We start from the raw sequence: 14758 nt of genomic DNA, 5'->3' as shown, positions 1-14758 counted from the left end.
AAATTTAGTAGTTGACCTCGTAGTTTATTGTCTGTTATATTTACAAAAATACTAAAAGGATAGGTGAAGAAGTTCGGCATAGCAGAAGTTTGATTTTCGCGAACTTTGTTATGACTGGAAAAGAGTAAAAAAATCAATTTGAAGCAAACTGAAATAAGCATTTTAATGTGTTTATTTGGTATGCCCATTTGATTTTTTACTCTACGGACTGATTCTCTTTTTTAACCGCAGAGTAAAGCTCTGCGGTTTTTTGTGTTTTAAAATTTTTAGGAGGAAGTTTTTATGAATAATTTATTAAACCAATTACAGGTACCTTCACGATTTGAACAGACTGATAATATTTTTTGGCAGGATCCTTATATTGCCAAACAGTTATTAGAAGCTCATTTAAACTCTGATATTGAAGGAGCTAGTAGGAGTTTTCCGTTTATTGATAAATCTATTGATTTTATTCAACAAATAGCTCCCAAAAAATCTTATCAAAAAGTACTAGACTTAGGTTGTGGTCCAGGCCTTTATAGTGAGCGATTAGCCAAAAAAGGTTATACGGTAACAGGGATAGACTTCTCTGAAAACTCAATTCGTTATGCAAAAGAACAAGCAAAAAAACTAGATTATGATATTGAATATCGCTTTGAGAATTATTTGGAATTAAATGATTCAAATATCTATGACTTGGCCCTATTAATATATTGTGATTATGGTGCTCTTGCACCTGAAGATCGCAGGAAATTACTTTTCAACATTTGGAACAGTTTGAAGAATGGTGGAAAGTTGTTATTAGATGTTTTCTCTCAAAATAAATTTGATCAGTTCAAAGAAGAACAATATTGGAGTACTAATGAAAATGGTGGTTTCTGGTCAAAGGATTGCTATGTAGCTATCGGTAGAAATCTTAAATATCCTGATAGAGTAACATTAGAGCAAACAACAGTGGTAACTGATGATAAAATAGAAACTTACAACATTTGGTATCAATTCTTCACAAAGGAATTCTTCATCAAAGAGGTAACCGCTGTAGGGTTTACTGTAAAAGAAATTTATGATGATGTTTCTGGTAAAACTGGAACTGGAGGAAGTGAAACTATCGCCTTATTGTTAGAAAAGCAAGGGTAAATTGATTTTTTTCTTTTTCATTGCTCATTATAATGGAGCAATGAAAAAAGCTTAATTAGGGGTACCGCCATATGCCTATCAACCTAATGGAACAGATTGTCCTCAAAACGATAAAAATAAACTTCGGTGCTATGAAAAACACAAAATTTTCGTTTGGGGGGTACTTTAGGTTGATGGCGATGGGGTGCATGCTATCAAAAATAGTTCTGCTTGACGTAAACGATCTTCTGTAAGTTTTTATATTGAAAACCCTTTTTCTTTATTCTTTAATAATTATTTGCGCCGAATTTAACTTGCACATTTGCATCCTCGTATTCTTTTTTTACCAGGTAGATAATTTCATTTGCTTGATATTTTGATAGTTCCTTTGCCATCACTGTTACAGAAACTTCTTCTCCTTCGATTCGTACTAAAGCATCAGGATAACCTAGTACCTTGATTTGCATCTCAAGTATGGTTTCTGTAGATTCTTCTTTATTGAGAGTATCAATTTCAATAGACGCCTTATTTTTTTCTTCAGCAAAATACTGATCTGATGTAATTTGTTGTGTTAACTTTTGGCGCAGCTGGTTTCTCTCGTTACTAACTTGTAGGCGCGTTTCTTCAAATAAAGGGCTTGGTGAGGATACTTCCTTTGTTACATTCTGTAAATTTTCTTTTTGATCTGCATCTTCTCTGAATGTAATCTCCTCTTTTGATTGTTTTGGTGAATCCATCAAAGAATAGACTGAAATAACCGCTACTATGGTTAATAATGCAAGTAACCAAGACGATTTACTTTGTAGGTGCATTCACTGTCCCTCCATCAATAAATTTAGTGAAATACTAAGCATTTTTTCAATGTCTGTTTAATGAGAAATTTATGGAGCAGTATCGTTTATTATGTTAATGGCAAGAAATGCGTAATTAATGAGCCCTCACTTGAAAGAGAGTTAATAGAGCATGGTCTTACTTGCCTTATATATATTCCTAAGAAACTTAATTCTTACATAAAACTTAAAAATAAATTACGTCCTCAAACTCTAGCAAGTCCGGAATAGATTGTTATAAACTGAGAATAAGGAAAAACGATTTACACATTTAAGGAGGGAACAATTTTGATAATTATAGAAACAGAAAGGTTAGAATTACGAGAATTTAATGATGAGGATATTTCTGTCCTTTACACAATTTTCTCAGATGCTGAAACAATGAAATATTATCCGTCACCATTTAATTTAGAACAAACTAAAAATTGGATTGAGAAAAATAAACAAAGATATCGAGAAGATGGTTATGGTTTATGGGCTGTCTGTTTAAAAGAATCGAAAGAATTAATTGGAGATTGTGGCCTCGTTAAACAAATAGTTGATGGAAAAACTGAAGTTGAAGTGGGTTACCATATTCATAAAAAATATTGGTCTAAAGGATATGCTACTGAAGCAGCTAAAGGTTGCGTGGAATATGGATTTTCACAGTTAGGACAAGAAAAACTAATAAGTATTATTGATCCCAAAAATGGACCTTCCATTCGTGTGGCTGAAAAAAATGGTTTTATGAAGGAAAAGGAGTCGTTTATTTTTAATAAAATTCATGATATATATTCCTTGCAATAGAATAAGTTGCAATTGTAACTAAGTGATTACAACTACAACTTTTTTATACTTTATATAGAGGATTATTGAATTAAGGAAAATATATTATTTAGTTAGATAGGAAGTTCCTATCTATTTTTTGTTAAGGGAATTTTATGAAAGATCCTTTTTTAAATAGTAGTGCTTATAATCCCGTCCAACATTGTCCAATGTACCATAGACTTGATAACCGTGATTTTGATAAAAATCTAAAGCTTGAAAACTTAAAGTATCCACTTTTATGAAATCACAGTTGTTATGTAAAGCTATTTGTTCGATTTCTTCTAATAATTTAGATCCATAGCCTGAACCACGAATTTCCTCATCGATCATAAGTGTATGGATCTCTAACCAATTCCAACAAATTTCTCCTAATATACCACCACAGGTTTGACCATTTTCATCTGTAAGGAAGAGGTTGATTTCTTGATATCTGCCTCTTAAATCTTTTGGGAAATGTTTCAAATTGTATTCGTAAAGCTTATTATTAATTAAAGATTTTTTACGATCATTTTGCTCTTGTGAGATGTTGTATTGCATAAATTTTTTCCTCCTCTTTTATAATGGGAAATTTCGCTTCCAAATCATATGATGGCTATTTTCACTCCAATAATGTTCTAGTAAGAAGTTTGGCTTCCCCAATTTTTTCTGCCAAAAAGTTTGAGCCTGTTTGTAGCCACTATCTAAACAAAAACCTCGCATATTTTTACTCTCTAGCGTGGTGATTATTTTTTGAAGTAACATCGATCCTAATCCACGATTTTGATAGTGAGGGTGAATAAAAACCGTCCCAATCTCAGGAAATTCTATTAGATCGTCCTTTATCGTTTTTTGAATCAATTCATTCGCTACTCCGTATTCGATTGTACCAATAATATTCTTAGTTTCTTCATCAACTGCTATCCAGAAAAATCGTTTCTCTCCTTGACTATCCAAATCCCATTGTAAATAATGTTTTTTTAGTTCCCATTCTTCTTTTTGATCATCATGTAGCCCTGCAAGACCTTCTTTTTCAAAAGTATCGGTAATCACTAGGAGAAAAAACTCATGCAACTCTTTAGTATCTGTTGGTTGGGGACGTCTTATGTTAATTTTCTCCAAATAGCATCCTCCTAATTATAAAATAAAAAAGATAAGTATATATAGCATTAGACAAATAACCAGGTACTTAAAAAGTAAAGACCTGGTCATTTTGCAAATCATTCATTCATTTTTTCATTCTCTGGTTCTAAGTGAATAAGAATATTGGCTTGATGAAAGAGGTTATTTATCTTTTCTTCAATACGATCACATAAATCATGAACGGTTTCAATGCTTTTATTGGATGCTACGACTAAATGGAAATCTATATATTCTTCAGCGCCGGAACGTCTAGTTCGAAAATCATGATACTCGATGTATTCATCTTTAAATGATTCAATAATTTGGATAATTTGTTCTTCCTCTTCTTTTGATAAACGTGCATCCAATAATGGAGGAAATGCCTCCTTCATGAGTTTGAAAGCTTCCACCATAATATAACAGGCTAATAGAATACCGATAATTGGGTCTAATATATACCAACCAGTTAAATGCACAATCAATAAACTTAGGGCAACGCCTAATGATGTATAGACATCTGTAAGTAGGTGGAGTGCATTTGATTTCATGGCAACAGAGTTGGTATTCTTTGCAGTTCTATAAACAATCCTTGATACAACAAAATTAATCAAGGCGCCAAATAACATAACCAGTATTCCTAGAACGGGGAGTTTGATTGGTGTGGGAGTAATAATTTTAAGAATACATTCATAAATAATCCAAATCCCAGCAACAAAAATTAACAGTGTTTCAATCGTTCCAGAAATATTTTCAACCTTCCCGTGTCCGTAGGGATGCTCTTTATCAGCTGGTTTACCGGAGATTCGTACGGAGAAAAAGGCAATTAAAGAAGCGAGTAAGTCTAGAAAAGAATGGATTGCTTCAGATAAAATTGCTACCGATCCAGTGAACAATCCAACGATAATTTTTAAAAGAACAACAGTAGAATTACTAATAACTGATAAAAATGCAATTTTTGATGAATTCACCTTAAATCACCTCCTGATAAATTTAGACTTATGATACCAAGTAAACTTTGAGTGGGTCTATAGCAACGTTTTTTCCTAATTCCTATTAAATAATAAGTGTGAAAGAAAGTTGTATAAAGGAAAAATACTTAACCATGGTTAATAAAAGATTTACACAACAAAAAATACATTGAGGTATTAGCTATGGTCTTTGGATTAAGATATTATGCTAATTAAGCGGGAGAAGAATAAAATTATAGTATGTGTAGCCTAAAGAATATCTAGGATTTGATATCTGTCACCGTTTTCTATTGTTCACATTTGCTGTAAAATCTAGACAATAGGAAAAAGAAAAGGAATTGTTATCCATTTTCTGCCTTCGATACAATAAAATAGGGTCATCACACAAAGTTTGAGATGCATTTGTAAACGTATATCAATAAAATAGTGGTTTCAAATTTGGTCGGTAAAGAGTCGGATCGTAAAGTGAATTATATTCAAATTACTAGGAGCAATATTGAACAGGAGCATTTATGTTGTGCACTTGGGGCGAAGCAATACGAACAAGCGGTAAAGGAAAAGAAAGAATGGCTAATGAACCGTATGGATGAGGGGTTAGTTTTTTATCGTTTAAATGATCGGGCAAAGGTGTTTATTGAATATTTACCTGCAAAACAAGCTTGGGTTCCTATAGATGCACCAAATTATATGTATATTAATTGCCTATGGGTTTCAGGTAAGTATAAAAATCAGAATCATGCGATAACTGTTTGAAAAGTGTAAGGAAGATGCACTGGCGCAAGGTATGGATGGTAACGTACATATAGTAGGGGGAAAGTTTCCATTTCTAAGTAGTGATAAGCGTTATTTTGAACAGTTGGGGTTTAAAGTTGTAAATCAAGCAGCACCTTATTTTCAGCTAGTCGTCTATAAATTTAACGATTGTGCCGAGGATCCTTCCTTTAAACTACAGGAGAAAAATCCGTTATCTAATAACAGTGGTATTGTGATATATTTCACTGCCCAATGTCCGTTTGCAGTAGGTGTTATAAATGATTTGAAAAATAAAGCAGAGAAAAGGGGCATTCCTTTTCATGCATATCAACTAATGACGAAAGATGAAGCACAGAATGCACCTATCATATGGACAACCTTTGGGCTATTTTACAATGGTCAGTTTATTTCACATGAAATTATGAGTGCAAACAAGTTCGAAAAATTATTAAATCCGTTATGAGTAGGGAAATTATCCCCCTTTTATGAACTTTAAAATTAGAGCAAATAAACAAATACCTATAAAAGAACCTAGAGTAAACGACCAAGAAAAATAATCGTAAAAAATGTATGCAATTACGATTGCAAGCATATAGCCGAGAACAGTGCCTAACAATTGTTTTTTGATATTCAACGTTCTCACTCCTTATTGCGTAGGATTTTTAAAATTTATCCCCCTTATTTACATTTTATAGAATTATCAGACAAATATCCATGGGAATTAAGAATTGAGGTGGACATCAGCTTTGAAAATTAGCAAACAGTATGCAGAACATTATAGATGGGGAGATCAATGTGATGACTGGCATTTAGTGAAGAATAAAGATCTCAGTATTATTCATGAGTGTATGGCTACTAAAACAGTTGAGGTTAATCATTTAAATCAAAGATGTTGTACACAGGACATGGCAACACCATCTGTGGAGAGCTCTGTAACGCTTCTCTTAAGTATATAAGAACCCCACTGCTTTAGCTGTGGGAGTAGTCAGAACCAAATAGTAGGGGAGATCGTATCCAACTATAAAGATTTTCATTCTTTTGCATGAGGTATGTATTTATTTTAGTAAGTATAGTAAATGTTAACAATTGCAAAGGAGATGTTTTACGAATGAAGATTACAATGGTGAAACTATATGTGTATGATGTACATAAAATGAAGGAATTTTACTGCAATCATTTAGGATTTACATTAATAAAGAATACGGATAATTTTTTTGATATAGCTGTTGGTGAAAGTATTATCACTTTTGAAAAAATACCGTATATGGTTAAAAAACAATATCACTTTGCGTTAAATATTCCATGTAATTTATTTAAACAAGCGAAAAGCTGGGTAAAAGAATATGCAGAATTATTATTTTCAGAGGGACAGGATGAAGTATATTTTGATACATTAAAGGCTCATTCTTGTTATTTTTATGATCCAGAAGGAAATATTATTGAGCTCATTTCAAGACAGGATGTAAATCCAAAACAGGATGTAGAGTCTTTTTCACCCGAGCATGTACTAAATATTGCCGAAATGAATTTAACGACGGATGCTATTTATTCAGTAGCCGATAGTTTAAAAGAATACGGTATAACGCCAATGAATCATAACGAAATTCGCTCAAATGCTCTCACGTTTATGGGGAATTATGAAGATGGAGCAAATTTACTTTTAGGACCAAGTGAACGTGTTTGGTATTTTTCTAATAAAAAAGCAATTGTTAGTCCTATTAAGATAGAAATCAATAAAAACTTGCAACTATGCATGACCGAAGACGGTGATTTCACCATTTCACAGCTTTAAAAACACTATCAGACCATTAAATCTCCTTAAAATTGTCATTGAATAAAAAAGTATATTTATTCGAAAAGTGATTAGGGGAATATTTAATATTCGCGATAGCAAAGAAATAAAGTGGGAGAAAAACTGCTCATAAAATCCCGATGGTGAAGACTAATAATCGGTAGGGATAAAGTAAACCCCCTGAAGGTTTCATTTAGAAGTCGCTGCAATAAAAATGCTATTAATCAATCATAAAGGAGTTAATTTATTGAAAGCAAAAAGTATTAAATTATATGAATTTGGAAGCCCTCGGGAGGTTTTGAAGTTTGAAAATAAAACGATTCAACCCCCTCAAGAACAAGAAATTCTTGTTCGAATGCTGGCGCGACCTATTAACCCTTCAGATTTAATACCAATATGGGGGAGTTATGCTCATCGAATTTCTTTACCAACTATTCCTGGCTATGAAGGGGTCGGTATTGTAGAGGATGTAGGTCCGTATGTTTCTAAGAATCTTATCGGAAAGCGTGTATTACCTTTACGGGGGGAAGGAACTTGGCAGGAAATTGTAAAAACAAGCGCAGAATTCGCAGTGCCTATTCCAGATTCTATCGATGATTTTACTGCAGCGCAAATGTATATCAACCCAATGACAGCTTGGGTATCTTGTACGGACATATTACAATTGAGGCCAAATGATGTTTTATTAGTGAATGCTTGTGGGTCCGCAATTGGGCACATATTTGCTCAGCTAGCAAAATTGTTAGGTTTTCAATTAATCGCAGTAACGAGAAATAATCGGCATACAGACGATTTAATTCAGCTTGGCGCTTCCTATGTAATAGATACTTCAAAAGCACCGCTCTATGAAACAGTAATGGAACTAACAAATGGTAGGGGTGCTGATGCTGCTATTGATTCTATTGGAGGGGCAGCGGGCAATGATCTTTCTTTCTGTCTGAAATCTGGAGGGAACTTTTTAGCCATTGGTCTTTTATCAGGTGTGCAAGTGAATTGGCAGAGAATTGTTAAAGAGGCAAATGTAAATGCAAATATGTTCCATTTGCGTCATTGGAATAAGCAAGTATCGGTAGAAAGATGGCAAGATACATTTCATCATTTAATTCAACTAGTTAATAGTGGTAAGTTAAAAATGATGACGGTCGATGCTCATTATGATTTGCTAGACATTAAAAACGCGATAACGGCTGTTGAATCATCTAAAACGACTAAAGGAAAGATTTTTTTAACTTCTTTCAGCGGGTGTTCACCCTCTGAATAGAGGACCTCAGTCTAAGAACGTCACGTCGTGTGGCAATTTATCTGCTCTTTCGCACAAAAGACATCTATTGGTCTAAAGCCTCCCGGACATAATTATGCCGAGGTATAATAGATCAAGTTATAAATCAAAACGAAGGGTAATATTTTTACCCTTCGTTTTTTATGCCAGCTTAAAAAATAAAAGCTTACTACGATCCTAAAATAAATCAGTTGATAAATATCGAAGACCAGTATCAGGTAGGATAACGACAATTCGTTTTCCTTTGTTCTCTGCACGTTTTGCAAGAGCTGTGGCGGCAAATAAAGCAGCACCTGATGAAGTACCTACTAATATACCATCTGATTTCGCAACTGCGCGTGCAGCCTCATAAGCTTGTGAAGTTTCTACCTCAAGCACTTCATCAATTATTTCTAAATGAACATTCGATGGTACACGAGCCTCGTCGGCATCAGAGAAGCGGTGAACACCTGTGATTTCAATGATATCTGGATTATCAACTGTTGCAATGGAATTAACAGCAGGCTCTACTCCAATGATCTGGATAGCCGGATTTTTTGATTTTAAGTATGCGCCAGCACCACTTATCGTACCACCTGTGCCGATTGCTGCCACAAAGATATCAATGTGTCCGTCTGTATCCTCCCAAATCTCAGGACCAGTAGTTAACCTATGAACATTTGGGTTGGCATCATTATTAAGCTGATTTAAAAACACAACATTTTCTTCTTGTTCAACGACCGTTTCTCGAAATACTTTATTAGCCTCAACAAAGTCACCCTCTGTTTCCTCAAAGGCAGCCACCATTTCTGGGACATCTGAAAAAGGGACAACCTCCGTTCCATATGCCTTTACAACCTTTGTACGCTCTTCACTTACACCATCCTGCATGTAAATTCGAAGCTTATAGCCTTTTGCAGCAGCAATTGCGGCTAGACCAATACCGGTATTGCCACTTGTTGTTTCAATTATTGTTTTATCCTTTGTCAATACACCACGAGCTTCAGCATCCTCAATCATCGCTTTAGCAACACGGTCCTTCACACTATTAGCAGGATTAAAATACTCTAGCTTTACGATAATTTCGGCTTCTAGCTGTTGCTCTTTTATATACTGATTTAATGCTAATAGTGGTGTATGACCGATTAATTCTGTAATAGATTGTTTGATCTTATTCGTTACAATTTGACCCATCCGAATCAACCCCTTGATTTTTACCTACTTAACAAACTTGTTTTGTAGGAATTAATGGAATCGTACCATTATAATTCCTTATAAGCAATAAAATTCCTGATAGAAAGATTAAATGTAGTAATAGAAAAAAATAATTAATTAAATTCGCTAATACAACGTCCTTCTTTTATGAATAGGTATTATGTAAGTGCACTATATATGTCATGATCTATCTATTCAAAATGCAAGGACTGGATCATTCTATCTGTTCAAATTGTAAATATTTGCGCAGGAGAATGTCTGAGAAAGCCTAATGGATAGAAGGTAACCTGATAATTCGGTAAGTTGCAATAACTTCGAGAGTAGTTATTATTCACTTTCGTATGTATAATGGGAGTCTATGTTAGGTAATTATCTTTCAGAAATAGTAAAAATAATTGAACACATAAATGAGGCTTAATGATGAGTAAAAAAAGGTTTAAGGATTATGAATTAAGTAATGAAATAATAATGGCACTGGATAGCTTAGGATATGAACAACCAACAGAAGTTCAGAGTAAGGTTATTCCGTTAGCATTAGCAAAAACAGATCTTGTTGTAAAATCACAAACAGGTAGTGGGAAAACTGCATCTTACGGGATTCCAATTTGTGAAGCCATTGATTGGCTAGAAAACAAACCACAAGCCTTAGTGTTAACTCCGACAAGGGAGCTTGCTGTTCAAGTAAAAGAAGATTTTACGAATATTGGCAGACTGAAGCGCATTAAAGCAACAGCGATTTATGGAAAACAGCCGATTGCCATTCAAAAAACAGAACTAAAGCAAAAAACACATGTTGTTGTTGGTACGCCGGGACGCATGTTAGATCATATTGAAAGAGGCACGCTTGTCTTAGACAAAATACGTTATCTTGTCATTGATGAGGCGGACGAAATGTTGAATATGGGGTTCATAGAACAAGTCGAAGCTATTATTAAACAAGTGCCTCAAAATCGTGTGACGATGTTATTTTCAGCTACGTTGCCAGAGAAGGTAAAAGACTTAGCTCTTAAATATATGAAAACACCTACTGATGTAGAAATTCAAGCTACGGGATTAACAACAGATAAAATTGATCATTCCCTTTACGTAGTGGATGAAGAACTAAAACTATCTCTGCTGCGCAAAGTTACGATTGTTGAAAATCCAGATAGCTGTATCATTTTTTGCCGCACAAAGGATAGAGTCGATACGTTATGTGAGCAGTTAATCAATTTAGGATATAGCTGCGATAAAATTCATGGCGGTATGATACAGGATGTACGACTTGAAGTGATGAATGATTTTAAAAGAGGCGATTTTAGATATTTAGTTGCCACAGACGTAGCGGCTCGAGGGATTGATATAGATAATATCACACATGTCATTAACTATGATTTGCCATTAGAAAAAGAAAGTTATGTCCATCGTACGGGAAGAACTGGACGAGCAGGTCTAAAAGGGAAAGCAATTACGCTTGTAACGCCGTTTGAAGATCGTTTTTTAAGTGAAATTGAAGACTATATTGGTTTTAAAATTCCAAATAAAGTAGTGCCAACTGAAGAAGATGCTTTTAAAAAAAAAGCAGCTTTTGAAGCGAAAATGGATATTGAGCCAACTCTGAAAAAGGCGAAAAGTGAAAAGCTGAACGAGCAAATCATGAAGCTATATTTTAATGGTGGTAAGAAAAAGAAGCTAAGAGCTGTAGATTTCGTCGGGACGATTGCCAAAATCGATGGTATAACAGTCGAGGATATAGGTATCATTACTATTACAGATGCTTTTACTTATGTAGAAATATTAAATGATAAAGGCCCGATTGTCTTAAAAAACATGAAGAAAACGACAATCAAAGGTAAGTTATTGAAAGTATATGAAGCCAATAAATAGTAAGTTGTAAGTTTTGATAGAGTTATGGGTCAACTAGAAAAGGTACTTGCCTTTCATATTGAATTAGTAAGAAAACAACAGCCAGTTCTCGGTATTTCACCGGGGACTGGCTGTTTATTTTGTTGAATATTATTTGGACGCTGAATTAAAGAGATCCTAAAGTAATCTTTAAAGTGCATAAATATATGTTTATTTGGAGGAATTTACTTTAAATTTGCTAATTAACGATATTTTAGAATAATATTTGTTAAAATGTAGCCTTGTATAAAAGTTGGTTAGAGTGGAAACTAGTTGACTACTTGAGATCAACGTTGAAAATGAGCTATTAAATTAGCTTGATGTAGTTTGGGAGATGAAAGTATGAAAGAAACAATTTCTTCAGTTTGTATAACTGCTGAAACAAAAATTAACATGATGAAGCATAAGTCTGCTAATTATTTATTGTTAGCTATTTTTGGCGGACTTTTTATCGGATTTGGAATTTTGCTCATCACTACTATTGGCGGCTTATTAAGTCCAACTGAGGTACCAAGTATGAAAATCTTACAAGGATTAGCATTTGGTGTGGCACTTAGTATGGTCATGATGGCTGGGGCAAATTTATTTACTGGTGATAATCTAGTTTTAACGGTTAGTACACTATCAAAAAAATCATCACCATTTGAGATGTTGGGCATTTGGTCGTTTAGTTACATAGGAAATTTCTTTGGTTCTCTTTTAGCAGCCGCATTATTTTTTTACTCGGGGCTAGCAGTTGGAGACACAGCAGCTTACATTGAAAAACTGGCTACAGCTAAAATGAATGCTAGTTTCGTTGAACTTTTATTGCGAGGTATTTTATGTAACTTGCTTGTATGCTTGGCCGTATGGTGTACCTATAAATTAAAAACAGAGACTGGAAAATTAGTGATGATCTTCTGCTGTATTTTCCCTTTTGTAACAATTGGATTTGAGCACTGTATAGCAAATATGACATTGTTTTCCCTTGCACTCCTCATACCTCATGGTGAACTAGTATCGTTTGGTGGAGCCATTTCAAATCTATTACCTGTAACACTAGGTAATATTATTGGTGGAGCCGTTATTGGTTTTGTCTATTGGATGAATGGCAGAGATTGACAAAACACTAGGTATTGCTAATGCAGTCAGTTTAATTGGAGTAGAATACTGCGTGCCATGGCAATTTGAGAAGTGATTGTAAGGATCTGTTTACATATACAGGAATATAAAGCGATACGATTATATCAAGTGAAATTAACGGATGAATACTTGACAATTTCCATCGCTTAATATACTTTGACTTTTAGATAAATCGTAGATAGAATGACAGGTAGAGTTGCTTATGTAACTCTACCTATTTTTATATATGTCAATGTGATTAATGCTATGAAAATAATAGATAATGTAATGAATATAAAAGAGCGGAGGAACTCAAATTGGAACAAGAAGTCAACCAACATACGATTCTTCAAGCAATTTTAGAGCTTTCAAAGCAAATGCAAGACATGAAATCGGATCTTCAACAACAAATCGAAGCAGTTGAGAAGAGATTAGAAGGAAAACTCGATACAGTTGAGAAGAGGTTAGAAGGAAAAATCGAAGCAGTTCAGAAGCGATTAGAAGAAAAAAACGAAGCGTTGGAAAAAAGATTAGACAAAGTTGAACAAAATTTAAGTCGAAAAATTGATCTTGTAGATGCAAAATTTGATATTTTGTCATCGGATGTAATAACGACAAAAGCTGAAGTATCTATGCTTAAACAAGTAAAATAGTATCAATTATGCCTCGGCATATTTCCGTGACACACGCTACCGTATCCCTTAAGGGTACGGTATTTTTTTATGGTATAATAAATGTCACGAAGGAGTGAAAACATTGTTAAAAACAGAGGTATTTGAACAATTAAAAAAGGCAATGAAAGAAAAGGATGTATTAGCAAAAGGTGTATTAACGCTTTTGAAATCTGCTCTAGATTTAGCTGAAAAAGAAAAGGGAGAAGCTTTATCGCCTGAAGAGGAAATGGCTATTATAAATCGTGAAGTAAAGCAAACAAATCAGGCTCTAGAGGGTGCTCAAAATGCAGGACGAGCTGACTTAATTGAAAAAGAGGAAGCGAAATTAGTTCTTCTAAAATCATTTTTACCAGAGCAATTAACTGAAGAAGAAATTGCAGAAAAACTTATGGCAGCTGGCGTTGTAAAAGGGATGAACATGGGGGAAGCGATGAAAATTGCAAAACCTTTGTTATCTGGTCAGGCTGAAGGCGCTGTTATTTCAAAAGTTGTAAAGGTCCTTATTTAATATCGTTAGAAACAGCCTCCTACTCCTATGTAGTAAGGGGTTGTTTTTTTGAGCTACTTTATTTTTTGTGCCAAGTTTGTGTCACTATTGCCAAAAAATGAAATCACTTATATACTTATTATTAACCACTGGTCAATAAGGAGGATACTATGTCGCCACGTAAGCCGTCAACAAAAGATTTGACGAAAGAAATGATTATAAATGAGGCTCATAAGCAATTTATCACGAAGGATTTTCAGCAAATATCAATGCGAAGTATTGCTAAAGAGCTTGGTTGTAGTCATGGGGCTATTTACTATCATTTTAAAAATAAAGCAGAAATATTTTATGCAATATTAAGTGACTATTTCACTGAACTAAATAATACTTTAGATGAAAATATGAACGGTCCTGAAGATCATACCACTAAACTGCTGAATGTTTTTGTAGGCTATATGGCGTTTGGTTTAAATAATCAAAGTCAGTATGAATTAATGTTTATCATGAGGGATAGCGAAATTGATGGGCTTTCGCAAGAGGCAGCGAACCATAGTTATGAAAAATTTGCACAATCTGTACAGTCCTTATCACAGGCAGAACTGTTGATTTCAGATATACATTCTACATTCATTGCTCTTCATGGATTTGTTGCACATTATCGTCATTACGTAAAAAATTATGAGGAAGCGAAAGAAGCAGTGGATGTACATGCAAAATTTCTTATCAAGGCTTTAACATTAAGAGAGTAGCTCTAGTGAAAAATCTAGAGCATTCTTTTAATAGTTATTTGACCAGT

The 14758-nt window shown here is 34.1% G+C and carries 15 protein-coding genes and 1 pseudogene; 11 read left to right on the top strand and 5 right to left on the bottom strand.

Annotation, left to right across the window (positions count from 1 at the left end; translation table 11 throughout):
- Positions 1-282 precede the first annotated feature (282 nt).
- Entirely contained in the window at positions 283-1116 is an 834-nt protein-coding gene (locus ACQKN2_RS11200) for a class I SAM-dependent methyltransferase (RefSeq protein ID WP_427415036.1), read from the top strand.
- 266 nt (positions 1117-1382) lie between these two features.
- On the opposite strand, the gene ACQKN2_RS11195 is transcribed toward ACQKN2_RS11200, so the two are convergent.
- A complete protein-coding gene (locus ACQKN2_RS11195; protein WP_427415035.1) occupies positions 1383-1907 on the bottom strand; it encodes a SpoIIIAH-like family protein in 525 nt (174 codons plus the stop codon).
- A gap of 306 nt (positions 1908-2213) precedes the next feature.
- Between ACQKN2_RS11195 and ACQKN2_RS11190 the strand changes: the two genes are divergently transcribed.
- The gene (locus ACQKN2_RS11190) at positions 2214-2711 is read left to right on the top strand and encodes a GNAT family N-acetyltransferase (protein ID WP_427415034.1); all 498 of its coding nucleotides are present in this window, start codon (positions 2214-2216) and stop codon (positions 2709-2711) included.
- Between the two features lie 132 nt (positions 2712-2843).
- On the opposite strand, the gene ACQKN2_RS11185 is transcribed toward ACQKN2_RS11190, so the two are convergent.
- The 3 genes from ACQKN2_RS11185 to ACQKN2_RS11175 all read right to left on the bottom strand — a co-directional run bounded on the left by ACQKN2_RS11185 (position 2844) and on the right by ACQKN2_RS11175 (position 4798).
- Complete coding sequence (locus ACQKN2_RS11185; protein WP_427415033.1) at positions 2844-3269, bottom strand: GNAT family N-acetyltransferase; 426 nt, start codon at positions 3267-3269, stop codon at positions 2844-2846.
- Between the two features lie 18 nt (positions 3270-3287).
- Entirely contained in the window at positions 3288-3830 is a 543-nt protein-coding gene (locus tag ACQKN2_RS11180; RefSeq protein ID WP_427415032.1) for a GNAT family N-acetyltransferase, read from the bottom strand.
- A 98-nt stretch (positions 3831-3928) separates the two neighbouring features.
- The gene (locus ACQKN2_RS11175) at positions 3929-4798 is read right to left on the bottom strand and encodes a cation diffusion facilitator family transporter (protein ID WP_427415031.1); all 870 of its coding nucleotides are present in this window, start codon (positions 4796-4798) and stop codon (positions 3929-3931) included.
- Between the two features lie 465 nt (positions 4799-5263).
- On the opposite strand from ACQKN2_RS11175, the pseudogene ACQKN2_RS11170 reads away from it, so the two are divergent.
- From ACQKN2_RS11170 to ACQKN2_RS11155, 4 genes and pseudogenes are all read left to right on the top strand, one after another.
- Positions 5264-6014, top strand: a pseudogene (locus ACQKN2_RS11170) (YoaP domain-containing protein).
- A gap of 265 nt (positions 6015-6279) precedes the next feature.
- The gene (locus ACQKN2_RS11165; RefSeq protein ID WP_427415030.1) at positions 6280-6507 is read left to right on the top strand and encodes a hypothetical protein; all 228 of its coding nucleotides are present in this window, start codon (positions 6280-6282) and stop codon (positions 6505-6507) included.
- Positions 6508-6659: 152 nt separating this feature from the next.
- Positions 6660-7343, top strand: a complete 684-nt coding sequence (locus ACQKN2_RS11160; RefSeq protein ID WP_427415029.1) for a VOC family protein — start codon at positions 6660-6662, stop codon at positions 7341-7343.
- Between the two features lie 247 nt (positions 7344-7590).
- Positions 7591-8604, top strand: a complete 1014-nt coding sequence (locus ACQKN2_RS11155) for a zinc-dependent alcohol dehydrogenase family protein (RefSeq protein WP_427415028.1) — start codon at positions 7591-7593, stop codon at positions 8602-8604.
- A 195-nt stretch (positions 8605-8799) separates the two neighbouring features.
- Here the strand turns inward: ACQKN2_RS11155 and ACQKN2_RS11150 are convergent, their stop codons facing one another.
- A complete protein-coding gene (locus ACQKN2_RS11150) occupies positions 8800-9795 on the bottom strand; it encodes a PLP-dependent cysteine synthase family protein (protein ID WP_427415027.1) in 996 nt (331 codons plus the stop codon).
- A gap of 441 nt (positions 9796-10236) precedes the next feature.
- On the opposite strand from ACQKN2_RS11150, the gene ACQKN2_RS11145 reads away from it, so the two are divergent.
- The 5 genes from ACQKN2_RS11145 to ACQKN2_RS11125 all read left to right on the top strand — a co-directional run bounded on the left by ACQKN2_RS11145 (position 10237) and on the right by ACQKN2_RS11125 (position 14711).
- A complete protein-coding gene (locus ACQKN2_RS11145; RefSeq protein WP_427415067.1) occupies positions 10237-11682 on the top strand; it encodes a DEAD/DEAH box helicase in 1446 nt (481 codons plus the stop codon).
- 360 nt (positions 11683-12042) lie between these two features.
- Positions 12043-12801 (top strand): formate/nitrite transporter family protein, encoded by a 759-nt coding sequence (locus tag ACQKN2_RS11140; protein ID WP_427415026.1) that lies wholly within the window; start codon positions 12043-12045, stop codon positions 12799-12801.
- 317 nt (positions 12802-13118) lie between these two features.
- The gene (locus ACQKN2_RS11135) at positions 13119-13454 is read left to right on the top strand and encodes a hypothetical protein (RefSeq protein WP_427415025.1); all 336 of its coding nucleotides are present in this window, start codon (positions 13119-13121) and stop codon (positions 13452-13454) included.
- Positions 13455-13557: 103 nt separating this feature from the next.
- Complete coding sequence (locus tag ACQKN2_RS11130; protein WP_427415024.1) at positions 13558-13983, top strand: GatB/YqeY domain-containing protein; 426 nt, start codon at positions 13558-13560, stop codon at positions 13981-13983.
- Between the two features lie 149 nt (positions 13984-14132).
- Positions 14133-14711, top strand: a complete 579-nt coding sequence (locus ACQKN2_RS11125) for a TetR/AcrR family transcriptional regulator (protein ID WP_427415023.1) — start codon at positions 14133-14135, stop codon at positions 14709-14711.
- Positions 14712-14758 lie beyond the last annotated feature (47 nt).

Origin of the sequence: Lysinibacillus sp. NPDC093688 (assembly GCF_050280145.1) — a bacterium.
GTDB classification, from domain to species: Bacteria; Bacillota; Bacilli; order Bacillales_A; family Planococcaceae; genus Lysinibacillus; species Lysinibacillus xylanilyticus_B.
Note: the sequence above shows the minus strand (reverse complement) of the source record. Positions and strands in the feature narration are given on the sequence as shown.

Excerpts from the sequence above, each read along its gene's own strand:
- ACQKN2_RS11195 (WP_427415035.1), bottom strand. The coding sequence starts at position 1,907 with ATGCACCTACAAAGTAAATCGTCTTGGTTACTTGCATTATTAACCATA.
- ACQKN2_RS11185 (WP_427415033.1), bottom strand. The coding sequence starts at position 3,269 with ATGCAATACAACATCTCACAAGAGCAAAATGATCGTAAAAAATCTTTA.
- ACQKN2_RS11160 (WP_427415029.1), top strand. The coding sequence starts at position 6,660 with ATGAAGATTACAATGGTGAAACTATATGTGTATGATGTACATAAAATG.
- ACQKN2_RS11150 (WP_427415027.1), bottom strand. The coding sequence starts at position 9,795 with ATGGGTCAAATTGTAACGAATAAGATCAAACAATCTATTACAGAATTA.
- ACQKN2_RS11140 (WP_427415026.1), top strand. The coding sequence starts at position 12,043 with ATGAAAGAAACAATTTCTTCAGTTTGTATAACTGCTGAAACAAAAATT.
- ACQKN2_RS11200 (WP_427415036.1), top strand. The coding sequence starts at position 283 with ATGAATAATTTATTAAACCAATTACAGGTACCTTCACGATTTGAACAG.
- ACQKN2_RS11125 (WP_427415023.1), top strand. The coding sequence starts at position 14,133 with ATGTCGCCACGTAAGCCGTCAACAAAAGATTTGACGAAAGAAATGATT.
- ACQKN2_RS11145 (WP_427415067.1), top strand. The coding sequence starts at position 10,237 with ATGAGTAAAAAAAGGTTTAAGGATTATGAATTAAGTAATGAAATAATA.